The following is a 14,820-nucleotide window of genomic DNA, read 5'->3' as shown; positions in this document are numbered from 1 at the left end:
CCCATTATTCTTCATGAAACACTAAAATAGGTATTTCAGCGTGAAATGTGAGATTATTACTCAAACTCGATGAAAATAAACGATCAAAAAAGCTGCGATTTCTTTTTACAATAGCCAATAGATCTATACTGTTTTCTTTAATAAATTTATTGATTGTATTTTCCACCGTATCTTCATTTTGTAAAAATGAAAATTCTAATTCATAGTCAGGAAATAGCTTTCTCCAGGATTCTCCATAGTATAGGGCATCTGCAGGGTTTGAATTTTCTGTAATTACATTTGTGCAATATACTGTAGCGTTTACTATTTTAGCTAGGTCAAGAATCTCTTTCAATGCAGCTTGATCTTTCTCTCTAAATAAGGTAGTAAACGCAACTTTTTGTATTGTCGAATAGCTTGCTTTTTCGGGGATTGCCAATACCGGAACTTTAACATTGCGAATCACACTTACGGTATTGGTACCGATAAATTCTTTCCTGAAGCCACTAGCTCCATGTGTTCCCATCACTACCAAAGCAATATTTTCTGCCTGTACGGATTTCTTTACGGATGCGACTACCGTCCCTTCTTCAAATAAAAACACCATTTTGGAATGATCTAAATTGTGTTCTTCCGCCAGGTGATGTAATTGTGGGATTTGCTTTTTATAGTAATCAAATTTTGTTAATTCGATTTGTTCATACACCTGTCCTAATAACTCGGGCTGACCGGCATGCGTGGCAGAAAGCACCGGGGTAATATAAGAGTATAGCACGTACAATTTGGTGTTCAATTGATTCGCTAATTGCAAGGCATATAGAAAGGCGTTATTGGCCCCGTCAGAAAAGTCTGTTGAAAATAAGATATTTTTCATGGCTCTAAGTTTTATTTAGCTAAAAGTACAAAAATTGGAAGATAATGGAGATGATTAGAATCACCAAAAATAGTAACAAAATCGATTATCACCCGTGTAGCGAAGCAGCGATTGAACTCGTTTACTGAACAAATATATAGATTGTATGGCGATAATTTCGGCTATTGAGCATAAATTGCTTAACTTGAATCAGTGAACGGATAATACCCGCGTGAAGATTTTGCCAAAATACTTAAAAAAAAATAAGCCGCTGTCTTTAAAGATGGCTTTGGAGGAGTGCGTTGTATCGGATACAGAACGGAGCAAATCTTTTATTTATAAAAAGTTTTACGGGTATTTGATGGCGGTGGCCCTTCGGTATATACAAGATGAAATGGAGGCGGAAGATGTCGTAAACGAGTCTTTTGTAAAAGTGTTCAGAAAGTTAAATGCGTTTAGCTTTCATGATGATGAGGAGGTTTTGGAAAAAACATTTAAAGCCTGGATAGCACGAATTACCGTAAACACCTCTATCGACAAGTTGAGAGCGAAAAAGGAAATAGAATCTATAGATGATGTTTCTGATAAAGACTTGGTTCATCATGCGGTTACAGCGTCTACTAAGCTGGAAGAACAAGATATACTTCGTCTACTTTACGAACTACCCGAAATTCAACGTTCTATTTTCAACTTATATGAAATAGAGGGCTACTCGCATGAGGAGATAGGGAGGTTACTCAATGTGCCGGAGAGTACTTCTCGCACTTATTTGACTCGCGCAAAAAGTAAATTACGAAAATTATACATGGATCAAGTTAGTGAATTACAAAATATACATCATTCTTAATATACAGTAGAATGAAAGAAAATAAAGATATAATAGATGAAATTGTAAATCGCTTACGCTCCCAAAGAGATCGCGATTACAAAGAGGGAGCTTGGGAGAAATTTCAAAGCAGCCAACGGCCTGCTTTGGTTTCTAAAATGAGGTTGTACTATCGGCTAAGTGCTGCTGCTGTACTCATTATACTGGGTATTGGTAGTGTGCTATGGCTGAAAAATACCCCCCCGGTTTTAGTAGATAAGACTAGTACAGTGGTAATAAAAGAGAATAATAATCGTACGACGTCGACGACAACAGATGCGTTGGGTAATTTAGAAAAGAATCCGCCAACTCCCGGAGATAACGCGTACAACTTATTGCGTACTGATCAGGTTGAAGGTAATGACAAGCTTGTCTATATTGATAAGCAGTATGAAGAGGATCTTGAAAGCAAGATGCATGTAATGGGACAGCCCCATCTTCCAGAGACTAATTTGATCATCCAGTCGGTTTCCTATAATGATAAACAGTTTAGATCGAGTAATTCTACTCCTACAGGCAATATGATACTAGCGTCGTCGGCTATTCCGCTGAAGCTGAGTATACCGGAAGTTGAAAATAGGCGTAACGAATCTTCCATGCGACTCAATAAAAGATTTGATATGGGATTCTTTGTCTCTCCAAATTCTACTGCGGATAAGATGACTGTTGGTGGTGGTTTGTTAATTGCTTATAATTTAACTAAAAAAGTAAGCATTCGTACAGGAGCCTCTTATAGTACCTATGAAATGGGGGCGTTGAAAAATCCTACCGCGGAAAGTAGTGCAGAAATGGTTTCGGTAAGTGATGAGAAACATGCATTAGCAGGTACGAGTCAGTCTAGCTTTCAACGAAGTATGGTTCTTCCTAATGTGAATGCTGTAACCGGAAAAGTGCAGTCTTTGGATATTCCACTGGAATTGAAATATAATTTTAATAGATCTCTATATGCAGCTGCGGGTGTTTCTTACTCTGCGATTTTAAGCCAGGAGCGTAGTGCGCATTATGTTGAAAATATTAACAATGAAACATTTGCTAACGGCTATCCAGAAAACACGGAACAGGTTTCCAAAAGTACACAAGCGGTGACCCGTACTGTCAAGTCTGCAGAGACAAATGTGAATACAAACGGGTTTAATGGTTTTGTGAATATGTCGATTGGTAAAAAAGTTAAGATCGGCAACAAATTTGGGATTTCTGTAGAACCCTATTTTAGAATTCCCGTTGGAGAATATCGTCGTGCGGATATGGACTATACGAATGGCGGAATCCGACTAATGACCACCTTTTAAATTTGATCAATTCGGACCCAACTCATTCCCGCAGCAATAGCACCTTGTACACCGGGTTCACCATCTTCCAGTACGATGCATTGTTCTGCTGCTACGTTTAAATTTTTCGCTGCAAGGGTAAAGGGTTCGTGTGAAGGTTTTCCCAATGTTGTATCACCGGCACAGACTAACGTTTCATACCGACCGGCTACATCAATTGTCGCTAATGTAATCGCTAACGTGCTTCGTGTACCACCGGATACTAAGCCAATTTTTTTTGTGTGCTCAAAATCTAACAATACCTGACGAACAAATTCAATAGGTTTCGTTTCTGAAACGTATTTCGCTATAAAAATAGCCGACTTTCTTTTGGCAAATACGTCATAGTCAAAATCTACGCCGTATCGAATTGCTATTTCCTTTGCGACGGCGGTGGTCGGCCATCCTGCGGTCTCATCAATCAAATTTGGATCAAGCGTTACCCCGTACTCAAGTGCTGTGGCAACATAGGAAGCCTTATGCGCATGCATATTATCAGCTAATGTACCATCTATATCAAATAAGAGCGTTTCGAAAGGTTCTACTATTTTTTTTAAGGTATTGTATTTTGTTAATTCTGCTTCCGTCATAAATCTTTATAGTAAAAAATAGCCTGTAAAAATCACTTAGTAATAAAATCCATTCGTTCCGCAAATATCTAACATTTATTTCATGTTACTACGGCGTTTTTTTTCTTTTATAATCAAATTAAGCTCTCTGCCTGTTTGACCTTTCGCAGAGGAGTTTTCTTGTGCTCTTCTAAATAGATAAGGCATAACAGCTTTCACTGGTCCGTAAGGCATATATTTTGCCACATTATAATTTGCGGCCCCTAAATTAAAAGATAAATTATCAGACATTCCCAAGAGCTGGGCAAAAAACACATTTGGATGATTGTGCGGGATATTACGTCTATCCATTTCTTCGGCTAATAGTAAACAGCTGGCATCGTTATGCGTGCCGGCCATTAATCCGATACGATCGATATGATCAAGACAGAATAAGATGGCTTGATTATAGTCCATATCACTGGCTTCTTTCGTTGGTTGAATAGGAGATGGGTACCCTTTTTCTACAGCCCGCTCCCTTTCAATTTCCATATAGGCTCCTCGTACGATTTTGGCTCCAATATGAAAATTTTGTATCTCAGCATATGCAAAATCGGCTTTAAGAGATGCAAGTTTGTCATGCCTATACAGTTGGTAGGTATTGTATACGATGGCACGTTGTTTATTGTATTTTTCCATCATATCGCGCGCAATATCGTCGATCGTATCTTGTATCCACGAATGCTCTGCATCTATCAATACCCGAATACCTGCTTCATAGCATGCTTTACATATTTGATGGCATCTATTTAATAATCGTCTATATTCAGCGGTTTCTTCCGAACTTAATGTTTCTTTAGCGTCTATTTTTGCTAATAAATCAAATCTTCCTACGCCTGTCGGTTTGAACACACAAAATGATATCAATGGATTTTGTTTGGCATACGCTACTGTTGATAAAATTTCTTGGCAGGTTATATCAAAACCTTTTTCTGATTCTTCACCCTCTACCGAGTAATCTAAAATTGTCGTTACATTTCCTTTTCCTAATTCTTGGATTGCGTCTGCACAACCCCGAATAGTTTCGCCTCCACAAAATTGTTTATAAATCGTATTTCGGATAATTCCCTGAATAGGAAGCCCAATACGTAATGAAAAATTGGTTATCGGGGTTCCTATTTTTATAAGCGTATTGCTAGCTATCATTTTAAAAAGCCAATATGCTCTTTCTAAATCTGCGTCACTCTTGTTTTTAAACGCGATTTCGGTATTGTCAAAATTTAGTTTAGCCTCGTTTTCTTGCGCTATCATTATGAGTATATAAATATTCCGCAAAAGTATGGATTTATCATCTTAATTTTTCTTAAAAATACATTTATTATATGATTTAAGTGTATTTTTGTCTATGCAAACGTTTACACTTGAGGGAGAATTTATTCCGCTGATACAATTATTAAAGGCACTAAATTGGGTAGAGCACGGCGGAATGGCTCAACGTATGGTGGAAGAGGGGCTGGTAAAGTATAATGGTGAAGTTGATCTTCGAAAAAGACTTAAGGTTCGTCGTGGGGATTGGATTGAATTTGAAGGTAAGCAAGTTGAAATCATTTAAAAATTATATCTTTATTGCTCATATTTAATTTATGCAAACTTTAGAAAGTTTAGGTTATACCGTTTTTTTTGAAGAGAATCTTTCCTCTTTAGAAGACTTCATATTCCAACGTCAATATTCTCAGATATTAATCCTAGTGGATCGTAATACCAACGATCATTGCTTGCCTGTTTTACAGGCTGCAATGCCCTCTATTACAGATTATGACATTATTGAGATTGACCCGGGGGAGGAAAACAAAAACATTGATTTCTGTATTGGTGTTTGGAAGACGATGCTAGATTTTGGCGCCGACCGCAAAGCGTTGATGATCAATTTAGGAGGAGGCGTGGTAACGGATATGGGTGGGTTTGCTGCGTCAACATTTAAACGAGGAATTGATTTTATTCAAATACCGACGACACTCTTGTCTCAGGTAGATGCTTCGGTAGGAGGTAAGACAGGTATTGATCTCGATAATGTGAAAAATATCATTGGTACATTCACGCAACCTCAAGCGGTATTTATTAGTGCGAAGTTTTTAGCGACTTTGGATGAGCGACAAATTCGTTCAGGATTTGCTGAAGTAATCAAACATGGTTTGATTCAGGACAGAAATTTCTACGAAAAATGTAAGGATGTAGAACTGGATACTATTGAAACATCCATGATAAAACGTTCTGTAGAAATTAAAAATGATGTTATCCTTAAAGATCCTACTGAACAAGGGCTTCGTAAAATATTAAATTTTGGGCATACGATAGGGCACGCTATCGAAGGTTACTCGTTATCTAACGATAGAAATCCTTTGTTACATGGAGAAGCAATTGCAATTGGCATGATTTGCGAAGGATTTTTATCCTATAAATTGAACGGATTGTCTGAAGTGGAACTTGAGGATTTGACAACTTTATTCTTAGCGCGATATTCGCCTTATACATACACTTCAGATCAATATGACGGCTTTATCGAAATAATGAAAAACGATAAGAAGAATGAAGATAATAAAATAGGTTTTGCGTTATTAAAAGAAATAGGAAATGCTGAATACAATATCTATGTGGATAAGAATGATATTGTAGAAGCACTGGATTATTACCTTTCTAAAACTAAATAACTGATGAGAAGAATATCCATTTTTTGTATGCTATTATCTGGCCTTTTCCTTTCGGAAGCTTTTGCTCAGATGGATAAGAATGTGTTGATCTTTTCAAAGACGACGGGGTTTAGGCATAAAAGTATAGAGAAGGGTGTTCAGACAGTAGCAAAATTATTGAACGATCAACGTATTGGAACTTTTCATACCGAAGATGAGTCTGTCTTTAATACAGAAAATTTAGCTAAATATGATGCTGTTTTATTTTTGAGCACTACTGGAGATATTTTTAATAAGCAACAGAAGGAAGACATTCAAAATTTTATTCGTTCGGGCAAAGGTTTCGTGGGAATTCATGCGGCATCAGATACAGAGTATAGTTGGTCTTGGTATGGTGGATTAGTTGGTGGATATTTTTCGAGTCACCCCGCTGTACAAGAAGCTAAAATTGATGTTTTAGATCGGGATCATTTATCGACTCAGCATTTGCAAAAAGTGTGGTTTCACAAAGATGAATGGTATGATTTTAAGGATATGAAAGATGGGCTTCATATTTTGATGGCCTTAGATGAAACGAGTTATAAAGGTGGGAAGATGGGGAAATTTCATCCCATCGCATGGTTTCAGGAATATGATGGAGGAAGGTCATTTTACACGGGATTGGGTCACACGGAAGAATCTTTTGATTCTGAATTGTTTCAAAGACATATTCTGGGGGGCGTGCGATATGTGCTGGGGTTAAAGCAATAATTTAGATTAAAGTATATGATAATATGTAATTAGTGCTCTAGCTGGCTATTAATCAAATCTTGAGCTTCTAAAAGAATTCGTTTCTTCTTGGCATTATTCGCTTGGATATGTTGGAGAAGGCTTGTATTTCGTACGATATCTTTAACCAATATGCATCGATTTTTAAGTAAAGTAACCTTTTCCTGCTGATTGAGCGTGGTAAGACAAGTAATAGGATATTCTCCATTACTATCTACGCGTGCCTTAATACTACTCTCTTTTGGGTAATCCCACGACAACAGGTTTAATTTGTAGTATTCGCCGAAACGTATCGAATCGCTCGTGAGGTAAGCATTTGTGACGAGCCAACCTTGGGAGATTTCATGCTCTTGGTTAAAAAAATTAAATGTTAATCCGGATATATCCTTTAATCGGGACATAAAATACATCGGAGTCGTAACGGAAATCTTTGCATTTATATCGTTCCTGAATTTACACTCTATAGCACAAAGATTTTCATCCCGAAGCGCGATGACGTCTATCTCGTGCGAAACGGCGTGACCTTGCAGCGTTTGACTGGTTACTGTTTGATAGCCATCTTCTTGAAATAAGCGACCTATCCATTTCTCAAAATAGAATCCTTCAGGTCCTAATTCTCGCAAGGCATTTTTTAGACTATATCTAGCGGCGTAAGATTCTCTCAGGTTTTTTAAAAAGTCAAAAGCAAGTTGATAGAGCTTTTTAGTAGAAATCCCATCATATAGCTTGTCATTGATTGCTTTGAAAACTTTATCTACTTCTTGATCGTTGGCGCCGGAACGCGAAAGGGAATTTTTAAGGCTGTCGGGATCAAAAGGAACCAGTTCTCCAGAGTGTTTTTGTACTTGCATAGTCTTTTTTCAAAATTTCGTAACACTTCTCAAACATAATGATTTTCTCGTTGTTTTACTTAAAAAGAGTTTTGATCATGAATGGTATATTAAATTTCGCTTTTGATAAAATAAAGCAAAAAATAGAGGATAATTGTAGCGACGGAAATGTTGGAGCCTCTGAGCGAGTGTTATCTGTAATATCTGGTGGGTTGATATTAGGCATAGGAGTGAAGCAGCTTTTTAAAAATCCTATTTCTGCGTTTTCTGGAATTACATTGGGTAGCGCGTTGGTCTATAGAGGAGTTACCGGGCATTGCACGGTGAAAAGTGTAATTGAAAGAGTAACAGAAAAAGAAGATGTAACGGTGATCGAACATCGTTACTTTGTGAAGTAATTAGCGTGATATTTTGTGAAGTAATTAAATTATCATAATTTAGTGATTGTAGGGTTAACATTTGTTGTTAACTCTATTATTTTTTGTAGTTGCTCGTAATCCGAACTCTATTATTCATATCAATAAATTATGTATCCTGAAACTTGTAAGTCCTTTGTAGCCATCGATTGTATTATTTTTGGTTTTGACGGGGAAGATGTTAAACTATTGCTAATTCATAGAGGGTTTGAACCCCTTAAAGACCAATGGAGCCTTATGGGTGGCTTTATTGAAGAAATGGAAAGTCCTGACGAGGCAGCAATTCGAGTCCTTAAAAAATTAACCGGACTTGAAGATGTATATATGGAGCAGATGGATGTTTTTGGTAATCCGAACCGTGATCCCTATGGGAAAACCATAAGCATTTGTTATTTCGCATTGATTGATATCCAAAAATATAAGCACCAGATCATCAACGATTACAGAGCTGCTTGGTTTTCCTTAAAGGAAGTGCCTGAATTAATTCTTGATCATAATGATATGGTTGCTTCGGCACGCAATCGTCTTAAATACAAAGCCGCTCTTCACCCCATATTATTCGAACTATTACCTGATAAATTTACAATTCCTCAAATAGTTTCCTTATATGAAGGAGTATACGATATTATTTTAGATAAACGCAATTTCAATAGAAAACTCTTGTCAACAAAACTTTTAGTCAAAACGAGTGAAAAAGATAAGTTGAACTCCAAAAAAGGAGCCTATTATTTTAAGCTTAATTCCGATGTTTATAAGGAAAAATTTAGTGCTTTTATAAACTTCATTCCGAATCCTAACTAAATTTTATCGATAATATTTGTAAGATGCAATATTAAACGTTATCTTGACACGAATTAAAGTAAACCTGTTATTTTAACAATTAATAGAATGAGATCAAATTATGTGATTGGAGTGGATTACGGGACAGATTCTGTAAGGTCTGTATTAGTTGATGCTACCAATGGAACAGAGCTAGCCGCTTCTGTTTTTTACTATCCTAGGTGGAAAAAAGGACTATACTGCCTGCCTATTGCAAGTCAATTCAGACAACATCCACTGGATTATATTGAAGGTTTAGAAACGACCATCAAAGATTGTATTAGGCAAGTTGGCCAAGATGCTGCAAATAGTATTAAAGCTATTTCTATTGACACCACTGGCTCGACTCCGATAGCTGTTAATAAAGAGGGCGTACCGCTTTCGCTATTGCCTGAATTTGGTGAAAATCCGAATGCGATGTTTGTCTTATGGAAGGATCATACTGCAGTACAGGAAGCGGACGAAATAAATAGTCATGCCAAAGAAGATGTTAGCGATTACCTTAGGTATGTGGGAGGGATCTATTCTTCGGAATGGTTTTGGTCAAAATTTTTACATATACTACGCGTTGATGAGAAAGTAAAGGCCCATACGTATTCATTTGTAGAACAATGTGACTGGATACCTTTTCTGCTAACAGGTGGTTCGGATGCGGATGAAATCAAACGAGGTGTATGTTCTGCTGGTCATAAAGGCCTATGGTCTGCCGATTTTGGGGGCTATCCTCCGAATGATTTTTTCAAGAAGATTGATCCTTTATTGGATGGCTTTGTGGATCGTATTTCTAAAAAAACGTATACGTCCGCGGAGGCTGCTGGAGTTATTTCGGCAGAATGGGCTATCCGCTTGGGGCTGCCAGCTACTGTAAAGATAGGTATAGGAGCTTTTGATGCACATATGGGGGCAGTTGGTGGTCAGATCGAGCCTTACTATTTAAGTAAGGTGATGGGGACATCCACTTGTGATATGATGGTCATTCCCAAAGATGAATTTGGCAGCACGTTGGTAAAAGGTATATGTGGTCAAGTAGACGGATCGGTTATTCCGGATATGGTTGGCTTGGAGGCCGGTCAATCTGCATTTGGTGATGCATATGCTTGGTTCAAAAATATCTTGATTCAACCATTGCAATTAATACATGCTGATCCTCAGATCATAGAGGAATTGAATGCGAATTTGATTGTCGAATTAAGTAAAAAGGCCAGTGAATTGGAGGTGTCATCCAATCTGCCTTATGCTATCGACTGGTTTAATGGGCGTAGAACACCAGATGCCAATCAAAATCTCAAGGGAGCCATTTATGGGTTACATTTAGGAACTGATGTTGTGCAGATTTTTAGAGCTATTGTTGAGTCCACGTGTTTTGGTGCGAGAAAGATTGTTGATAGATTCCGCAGTGAGGGAGTAGAAGTCCGCGGACTGATTGGGCTTGGGGGAGTCGCTCGAAAATCTTCTTTTATCATGCAAATGATGGCGGATGTTATGAATATGCCAATCAAAATACATAGATCTGAACAGACTTGTGCCATTGGTGCTGCGATGTTTGCTGCTACAGTGGCCGAGATTTATCCTAATGTGGAGACGGCAATGCAGCATATGGGACAAGGGTTTGATAAGGAATATGTTCCAAATGCGGATCGCCATCTTGTTTACGAGAAGCGATATAAAAATTACTTGGATACAGGTAATTCGTTAGAAAAGAATTATAATTAATTTAAGATATGAGTGTTTATCAAAAGATAAAACAGGAAGCATATGTATGTAATATGCAGCTCCCTAAACTAGGTTTGGTGTTATTCACTTTTGGAAATGTAAGTGTGGTCGATCGGGAGCGGAGTGTATTTGCCATCAAACCAAGCGGTGTACCTTATGAAGACCTTTCGCCGGAAAAAATGGTCATTGTGGATTTTGATGGAAATGTGATAGAAGGCGAATTACGCCCCTCTTCCGACACACTTACACATGCGGTCTTATATAAAAATTGGGTAGAGATAGGAGGTATCGTCCATACCCATTCAACCTATGGGACTGCATGGGCACAAGCACAACGTGATATTCCAATATTTGGAACAACGCACGCCGACCACCTAACCACAGATATACCATGTGCGCCACCCATGGCGGATGATATGATTGAAGGAGATTATGAATATCAAACAGGTTTTCAGATCATGAATCATTTTACGGACAATGGGTTGGATTATAAGGAAGTAGAAATGGTGTTGGTTGGAAATCATGCCCCATTTACCTGGGGGAAGGATGGTCATAAAGCAGTTTACAATAGTGCTGTTCTTGAAACGGTTGCACAAATGGCTCTTTTAACAGAGCAAGTTAATCCCAATGCTCCCCGTCTGAAAGATTCTTTGATTAAAAAACATTTCGAACGTAAACATGGACCTGATTCATATTACGGACAATCCTAAAATTATATAATTCAGTAAAAATGACAGAAATAAATAAATTACAAGTTTGGTTTATCACCGGTAGTCAGGACTTATATGGACCGGAGACTTTGGCGCAAGCTGCAAAACATGCAGAAGAGATCGCAAATTATTTTAATGATTCGCAGACAATACCTGTAGAGGTGATCTATAAGCCTATCGTAAAAAACACCGATGAAATCTACGAAACAATCTTAGCAGCCAATACAGCAAAAAATTGTATCGGTATTATAACGTGGATGCATACATTTTCCCCTGCAAAGATGTGGATCAGAGGTTTGAATATTTTGAATAAGCCACTTTTGCATCTACATACACAGTACAATAGAGATATTCCATGGTCAACGATGGATATGGATTTTATGAATCTTAACCAATCCGCTCATGGTGACCGTGAGTTTGGCTTTATTGTTTCGCGTTTACGTATCAATCGGAAAGTAGTTACCGGTCACTGGCAGGATGAGGAAGTTTCGCAGAAAATCAATGTATGGGCAAGGGCGGCAGCTGCTTGGCACGATTGGCAAGGGGCAAAATTTGTACGCTTTGGTGACAACATGCGCTATGTAGCTGTGACTGATGGGGATAAAGTAGAAGCTGAAAGTAAGTTTGGCTTCTCCGTAAATACCTATGCTGTCGGCGATTTAGTAGAAGTGATCAATGATGCTACGGATCAAGAGGTTAGCGCATTGCTGAAGGAATATGAGGAGACTTATATCTTGGCGGATGATGTAAAGGAAGGCGGCGTTAATCGGCAGAATATAGTAGATGCAGCAAAAATTGAAGTTGGACTTTCTAAGTTTTTAGCTTCAGGTGGTTATAAGGGTTTCACAGATACGTTTGAGGATTTACATGGCTTAGCGCAGTTGCCAGGGCTTGCAGTACAACGGTTGATGGAAAAGGGTTATGGCTTTGCAGGCGAAGGGGATTGGAAAACGCCAGCTTTGGTGCGTGCCTGTAAGGTTATGGCTCAGGGCTTAGAAGGTGGTAATGCCTTTATGGAGGACTATACCTATCACTTTGATCCAAATAATTCTATGGTTTTAGGATCGCATATGCTAGAGGTAGATCCTTCTTTATCAGCGGAAAAACCGCGCCTGGAGGTTCATCCTTTAGGTATTGGCGGAAAAGCTGATCCGGCCCGTTTGGTATTCAATGTTGGTGCTGGACCTGCTTTAAATGCATCATTGATCGATATGGGCAATCGATTTAGGTTAGTTGTGAATACGGTTGAAGCTGTTGACGTTGTAGAAAATTTACCTAAATTGCCTGTAGCTCGTGTCTTATGGAAGCCACTTCCAGATATGAAGACGGCATGTACCGCTTGGATTTATGCGGGAGGAGCGCATCATACTGTCTTTAGCCAAAATTTAACAATGGAGTATTTTGAGGATTTCTCGAGAATGGCAGATATTGAATTGGTGAAAATTGATGCAAATACATCACTTACTAATTTTGAAAACGAACTAAAATGGAGTGAGGTATATTATAAAACGATCAAATAACTTAACAACTTTATAAACCTAATAATGGAAAAATTTGCATTAATTGATTATGTAATTTTCTTTGTCTATTTCTTCGTAGTAGCGGGTTATGGATATTGGATTTACAGAAAAAAGACTAGTAAAGACCAAACTAGTCAAGATTATTTTCTGGCCGAGGGTTCTTTGACTTGGTGGGCCATAGGAGCCTCTCTAATTGCTTCTAACATTTCTGCGGAGCAATTTATCGGGATGAGTGGTAATGGTTTTGAAGTTGGTATTGCCGTGGCGGCCTACGAATGGATAGCCGCCATTGCGTTGATTATTGTAGCAGTGTGGTTTATTCCTGTGTATCTTAAAAATAAGATATTTACTATGCCACAGTTTCTTAATAGAAGATATAACGAGACCACAAGTCTTATTATGTCTATATTTTGGTTGTTTCTTTACATTTTTGTAAACTTGACGTCCATTCTTTATTTAGGAGCGATCGCAATCGATAACCTAGCGGGTGGTGGTAGTTTTCATCTAATCATTATCCTAATTTCTATCTTTGCTATTGTCATCACATTAGGTGGAATGCGCGTAATCGGTTTTACCGATGTAATCCAAGTTGTGGTACTCATTATTGGTGGTGTGGCAACGACATATGTTGCATTACAGCTGGTCAGTCAACATTTTGGATTAGGAAATGATGTATTAGCGGGTTTCACCCAATTAATGAAGGATTCGCCCGAACATTTTAAGCTGATAGTTGAAAAACCAACTGAAAACTCCACGCAAGAAGAGATCAATAAGTATTTAATGCTTCCCGGTATTGGAATGTATTTGGCTGGTATTTGGATTGTTAATCTCAATTATTGGGGATGTAATCAGTACATTACGCAAAGAGCGTTAGGAGCGGATTTAAAAACAGCCCGTACAGGTATCTTATTTGCAGGTTTCTTAAAACTATTCATGCCCGTGATCGTAATGCTACCAGGAATAGCTGCCTACGTATTATACAAGAATGGTGCATTGCAACAAGAAATGGCGCCAAATGGTGTTTTTAGGGCAGATAATGCTTATTCAGCGATTTTAGGATTCCTACCAGACGGCATCAAAGGATTATCTCTAGCGGCGTTAACGGCGGCTATTGTTGCTTCTCTAGCGGGAAAGGCAAACAGTATCGCCACTATCTTTACGATGGACATCTACAAAAAATATATGAACAAAGATGCTACTGATAGAAAGTTAGTAAACATTGGAAAGGCAACTGTTATTGCTTCTATCGCAGTTTCGGTTTTGTTCACCTGGGATGATCTATTGGGTATCGGTGGCGAGGGCGGTTTTACGTTTATCCAAAAGTATACAGGATTTATCAGTCCGGGAGTGCTGGCGATGTTCTTGCTCGGTATGTTTTGGAAGAGAACAACCGGAGCAGCTGCGATTACCGGATTAATCATGGGATTCCTCTTGTCTGTCCTATTCAATAATTACGCACCTGCCTTGTTCGGTAATGATACCTTGTTATATACCGCCTATCCAAACTCTAAAGACAACTACGAGATACCGTTTCAGATCTGTATGGGGTTAGCGTTTGCTTTTACTGTGCTTACTATGGTAATTGTGAGTTTGGCAGGACCTAAGGTAAATCCTAAGGCATTTGTGATCGACACGAAGATGTTCAAAGTGGAGCCATCCGTGATGGTGATGATTGTATTAACAATTCTTATAATCGGCGCGCTTTACGTAAAGTTCTGGTAATTGATATTTTATTAATATTTTTAACGGGTAGCATCGATGATGTTACCCGTTTATTTTTTGTTAAATTATTCGAGATTATCCAA

The 14,820-nt window shown here is 38.3% G+C and carries 15 protein-coding genes; 11 read left to right on the top strand and 4 right to left on the bottom strand.

Annotation, left to right across the window (positions count from 1 at the left end; all coding sequences use genetic code 11):
• Positions 1-4: 4 nt before the first annotated feature.
• Positions 5-853 carry a universal stress protein gene (locus tag FAZ19_RS10880; RefSeq protein ID WP_136820757.1) on the bottom strand — a complete coding sequence of 283 codons (849 nt, stop codon included), beginning with the start codon at positions 851-853 and terminating at the stop codon, positions 5-7.
• 262 nt (positions 854-1,115) lie between these two features.
• Here FAZ19_RS10880 and FAZ19_RS10875 point away from each other — a divergent pair, with 262 nt between their 5' ends.
• Positions 1,116-1,679, top strand: coding sequence for an RNA polymerase sigma factor (locus FAZ19_RS10875; protein ID WP_229707507.1), 564 nt, complete (start codon positions 1,116-1,118; stop codon positions 1,677-1,679).
• An 11-nt stretch (positions 1,680-1,690) separates the two neighbouring features.
• Positions 1,691-2,986, top strand: coding sequence for an outer membrane beta-barrel protein (locus tag FAZ19_RS10870; RefSeq protein ID WP_136820755.1), 1,296 nt, complete (start codon positions 1,691-1,693; stop codon positions 2,984-2,986).
• On the opposite strand, the gene FAZ19_RS10865 is transcribed toward FAZ19_RS10870, so the two are convergent.
• Positions 2,983-3,594, bottom strand: coding sequence for an HAD family hydrolase (locus FAZ19_RS10865; protein WP_136820754.1), 612 nt, complete (start codon positions 3,592-3,594; stop codon positions 2,983-2,985). The two genes, FAZ19_RS10870 and FAZ19_RS10865, sit on opposite strands and share 4 nt — an antisense overlap.
• A gap of 75 nt (positions 3,595-3,669) precedes the next feature.
• A complete protein-coding gene (locus FAZ19_RS10860; protein WP_136820753.1) occupies positions 3,670-4,863 on the bottom strand; it encodes a proline dehydrogenase family protein in 1,194 nt (397 codons plus the stop codon).
• Positions 4,864-4,957: 94 nt separating this feature from the next.
• Between FAZ19_RS10860 and FAZ19_RS10855 the strand changes: the two genes are divergently transcribed.
• Genes FAZ19_RS10855 through FAZ19_RS10845 form a run of 3 tightly spaced genes read left to right on the top strand, consistent with a single transcriptional unit; the run spans position 4,958 to position 6,989 of the window.
• Complete coding sequence (locus tag FAZ19_RS10855) at positions 4,958-5,164, top strand: RNA-binding S4 domain-containing protein (RefSeq protein ID WP_136820752.1); 207 nt, start codon at positions 4,958-4,960, stop codon at positions 5,162-5,164.
• Between the two features lie 31 nt (positions 5,165-5,195).
• On the top strand, positions 5,196-6,260 hold the full coding sequence (gene aroB, locus FAZ19_RS10850; RefSeq protein WP_136820751.1) for a 3-dehydroquinate synthase: 1,065 nt from the start codon (positions 5,196-5,198) through the stop codon (positions 6,258-6,260).
• Between the two features lie 3 nt (positions 6,261-6,263).
• Positions 6,264-6,989: a ThuA domain-containing protein gene (locus FAZ19_RS10845; RefSeq protein ID WP_136820750.1), complete on the top strand. Its 726-nt coding sequence runs from the start codon at positions 6,264-6,266 to the stop codon at positions 6,987-6,989.
• A gap of 29 nt (positions 6,990-7,018) precedes the next feature.
• Here FAZ19_RS10845 and FAZ19_RS10840 read toward each other — a convergent pair whose 3' ends face one another.
• Entirely contained in the window at positions 7,019-7,858 is an 840-nt protein-coding gene (locus tag FAZ19_RS10840; RefSeq protein ID WP_136820749.1) for an ATP cone domain-containing protein, read from the bottom strand.
• Between the two features lie 77 nt (positions 7,859-7,935).
• On the opposite strand from FAZ19_RS10840, the gene FAZ19_RS10835 reads away from it, so the two are divergent.
• The 6 genes from FAZ19_RS10835 to FAZ19_RS10810 all read left to right on the top strand — a co-directional run bounded on the left by FAZ19_RS10835 (position 7,936) and on the right by FAZ19_RS10810 (position 14,737).
• Positions 7,936-8,235, top strand: a complete 300-nt coding sequence (locus FAZ19_RS10835; protein ID WP_136820748.1) for a YgaP family membrane protein — start codon at positions 7,936-7,938, stop codon at positions 8,233-8,235.
• Between the two features lie 129 nt (positions 8,236-8,364).
• Entirely contained in the window at positions 8,365-9,054 is a 690-nt protein-coding gene (locus FAZ19_RS10830; protein ID WP_136820747.1) for an NUDIX hydrolase, read from the top strand.
• 87 nt (positions 9,055-9,141) lie between these two features.
• Complete coding sequence (locus tag FAZ19_RS10825; RefSeq protein ID WP_136820746.1) at positions 9,142-10,785, top strand: ribulokinase; 1,644 nt, start codon at positions 9,142-9,144, stop codon at positions 10,783-10,785.
• Positions 10,786-10,793: 8 nt separating this feature from the next.
• Positions 10,794-11,495 carry an L-ribulose-5-phosphate 4-epimerase gene (locus FAZ19_RS10820; protein WP_136820745.1) on the top strand — a complete coding sequence of 234 codons (702 nt, stop codon included), beginning with the start codon at positions 10,794-10,796 and terminating at the stop codon, positions 11,493-11,495.
• A 20-nt stretch (positions 11,496-11,515) separates the two neighbouring features.
• The gene (araA, locus tag FAZ19_RS10815) at positions 11,516-13,015 is read left to right on the top strand and encodes an L-arabinose isomerase (protein ID WP_136820744.1); all 1,500 of its coding nucleotides are present in this window, start codon (positions 11,516-11,518) and stop codon (positions 13,013-13,015) included.
• A gap of 24 nt (positions 13,016-13,039) precedes the next feature.
• On the top strand, positions 13,040-14,737 hold the full coding sequence (locus FAZ19_RS10810; RefSeq protein WP_136820743.1) for a sodium:solute symporter family transporter: 1,698 nt from the start codon (positions 13,040-13,042) through the stop codon (positions 14,735-14,737).
• Positions 14,738-14,820: the final 83 nt, after the last annotated feature.

It is taken from the genome of Sphingobacterium alkalisoli, from assembly GCF_005049105.1.
GTDB classification, from domain to species: Bacteria; Bacteroidota; Bacteroidia; order Sphingobacteriales; family Sphingobacteriaceae; genus Sphingobacterium; species Sphingobacterium alkalisoli.
Note: the sequence above shows the minus strand (reverse complement) of the source record. Positions and strands in the feature narration are given on the sequence as shown.

Coding starts and splice junctions, on each gene's coding strand:
- FAZ19_RS10880 (WP_136820757.1), bottom strand. CDS start 853: ATGAAAAATATCTTATTTTCAACAGACTTTTCTGACGGGGCCAATAAC.
- FAZ19_RS10875 (WP_229707507.1), top strand. CDS start 1,116: ATGGCTTTGGAGGAGTGCGTTGTATCGGATACAGAACGGAGCAAATCT.
- FAZ19_RS10870 (WP_136820755.1), top strand. CDS start 1,691: ATGAAAGAAAATAAAGATATAATAGATGAAATTGTAAATCGCTTACGC.
- FAZ19_RS10865 (WP_136820754.1), bottom strand. CDS start 3,594: ATGACGGAAGCAGAATTAACAAAATACAATACCTTAAAAAAAATAGTA.
- FAZ19_RS10860 (WP_136820753.1), bottom strand. CDS start 4,863: ATGATAGCGCAAGAAAACGAGGCTAAACTAAATTTTGACAATACCGAA.
- FAZ19_RS10855 (WP_136820752.1), top strand. CDS start 4,958: ATGCAAACGTTTACACTTGAGGGAGAATTTATTCCGCTGATACAATTA.
- aroB (WP_136820751.1), top strand. CDS start 5,196: ATGCAAACTTTAGAAAGTTTAGGTTATACCGTTTTTTTTGAAGAGAAT.
- FAZ19_RS10845 (WP_136820750.1), top strand. CDS start 6,264: ATGAGAAGAATATCCATTTTTTGTATGCTATTATCTGGCCTTTTCCTT.
- FAZ19_RS10840 (WP_136820749.1), bottom strand. CDS start 7,858: ATGCAAGTACAAAAACACTCTGGAGAACTGGTTCCTTTTGATCCCGAC.
- FAZ19_RS10835 (WP_136820748.1), top strand. CDS start 7,936: ATGAATGGTATATTAAATTTCGCTTTTGATAAAATAAAGCAAAAAATA.
- FAZ19_RS10830 (WP_136820747.1), top strand. CDS start 8,365: ATGTATCCTGAAACTTGTAAGTCCTTTGTAGCCATCGATTGTATTATT.
- FAZ19_RS10825 (WP_136820746.1), top strand. CDS start 9,142: ATGAGATCAAATTATGTGATTGGAGTGGATTACGGGACAGATTCTGTA.
- FAZ19_RS10820 (WP_136820745.1), top strand. CDS start 10,794: ATGAGTGTTTATCAAAAGATAAAACAGGAAGCATATGTATGTAATATG.
- araA (WP_136820744.1), top strand. CDS start 11,516: ATGACAGAAATAAATAAATTACAAGTTTGGTTTATCACCGGTAGTCAG.
- FAZ19_RS10810 (WP_136820743.1), top strand. CDS start 13,040: ATGGAAAAATTTGCATTAATTGATTATGTAATTTTCTTTGTCTATTTC.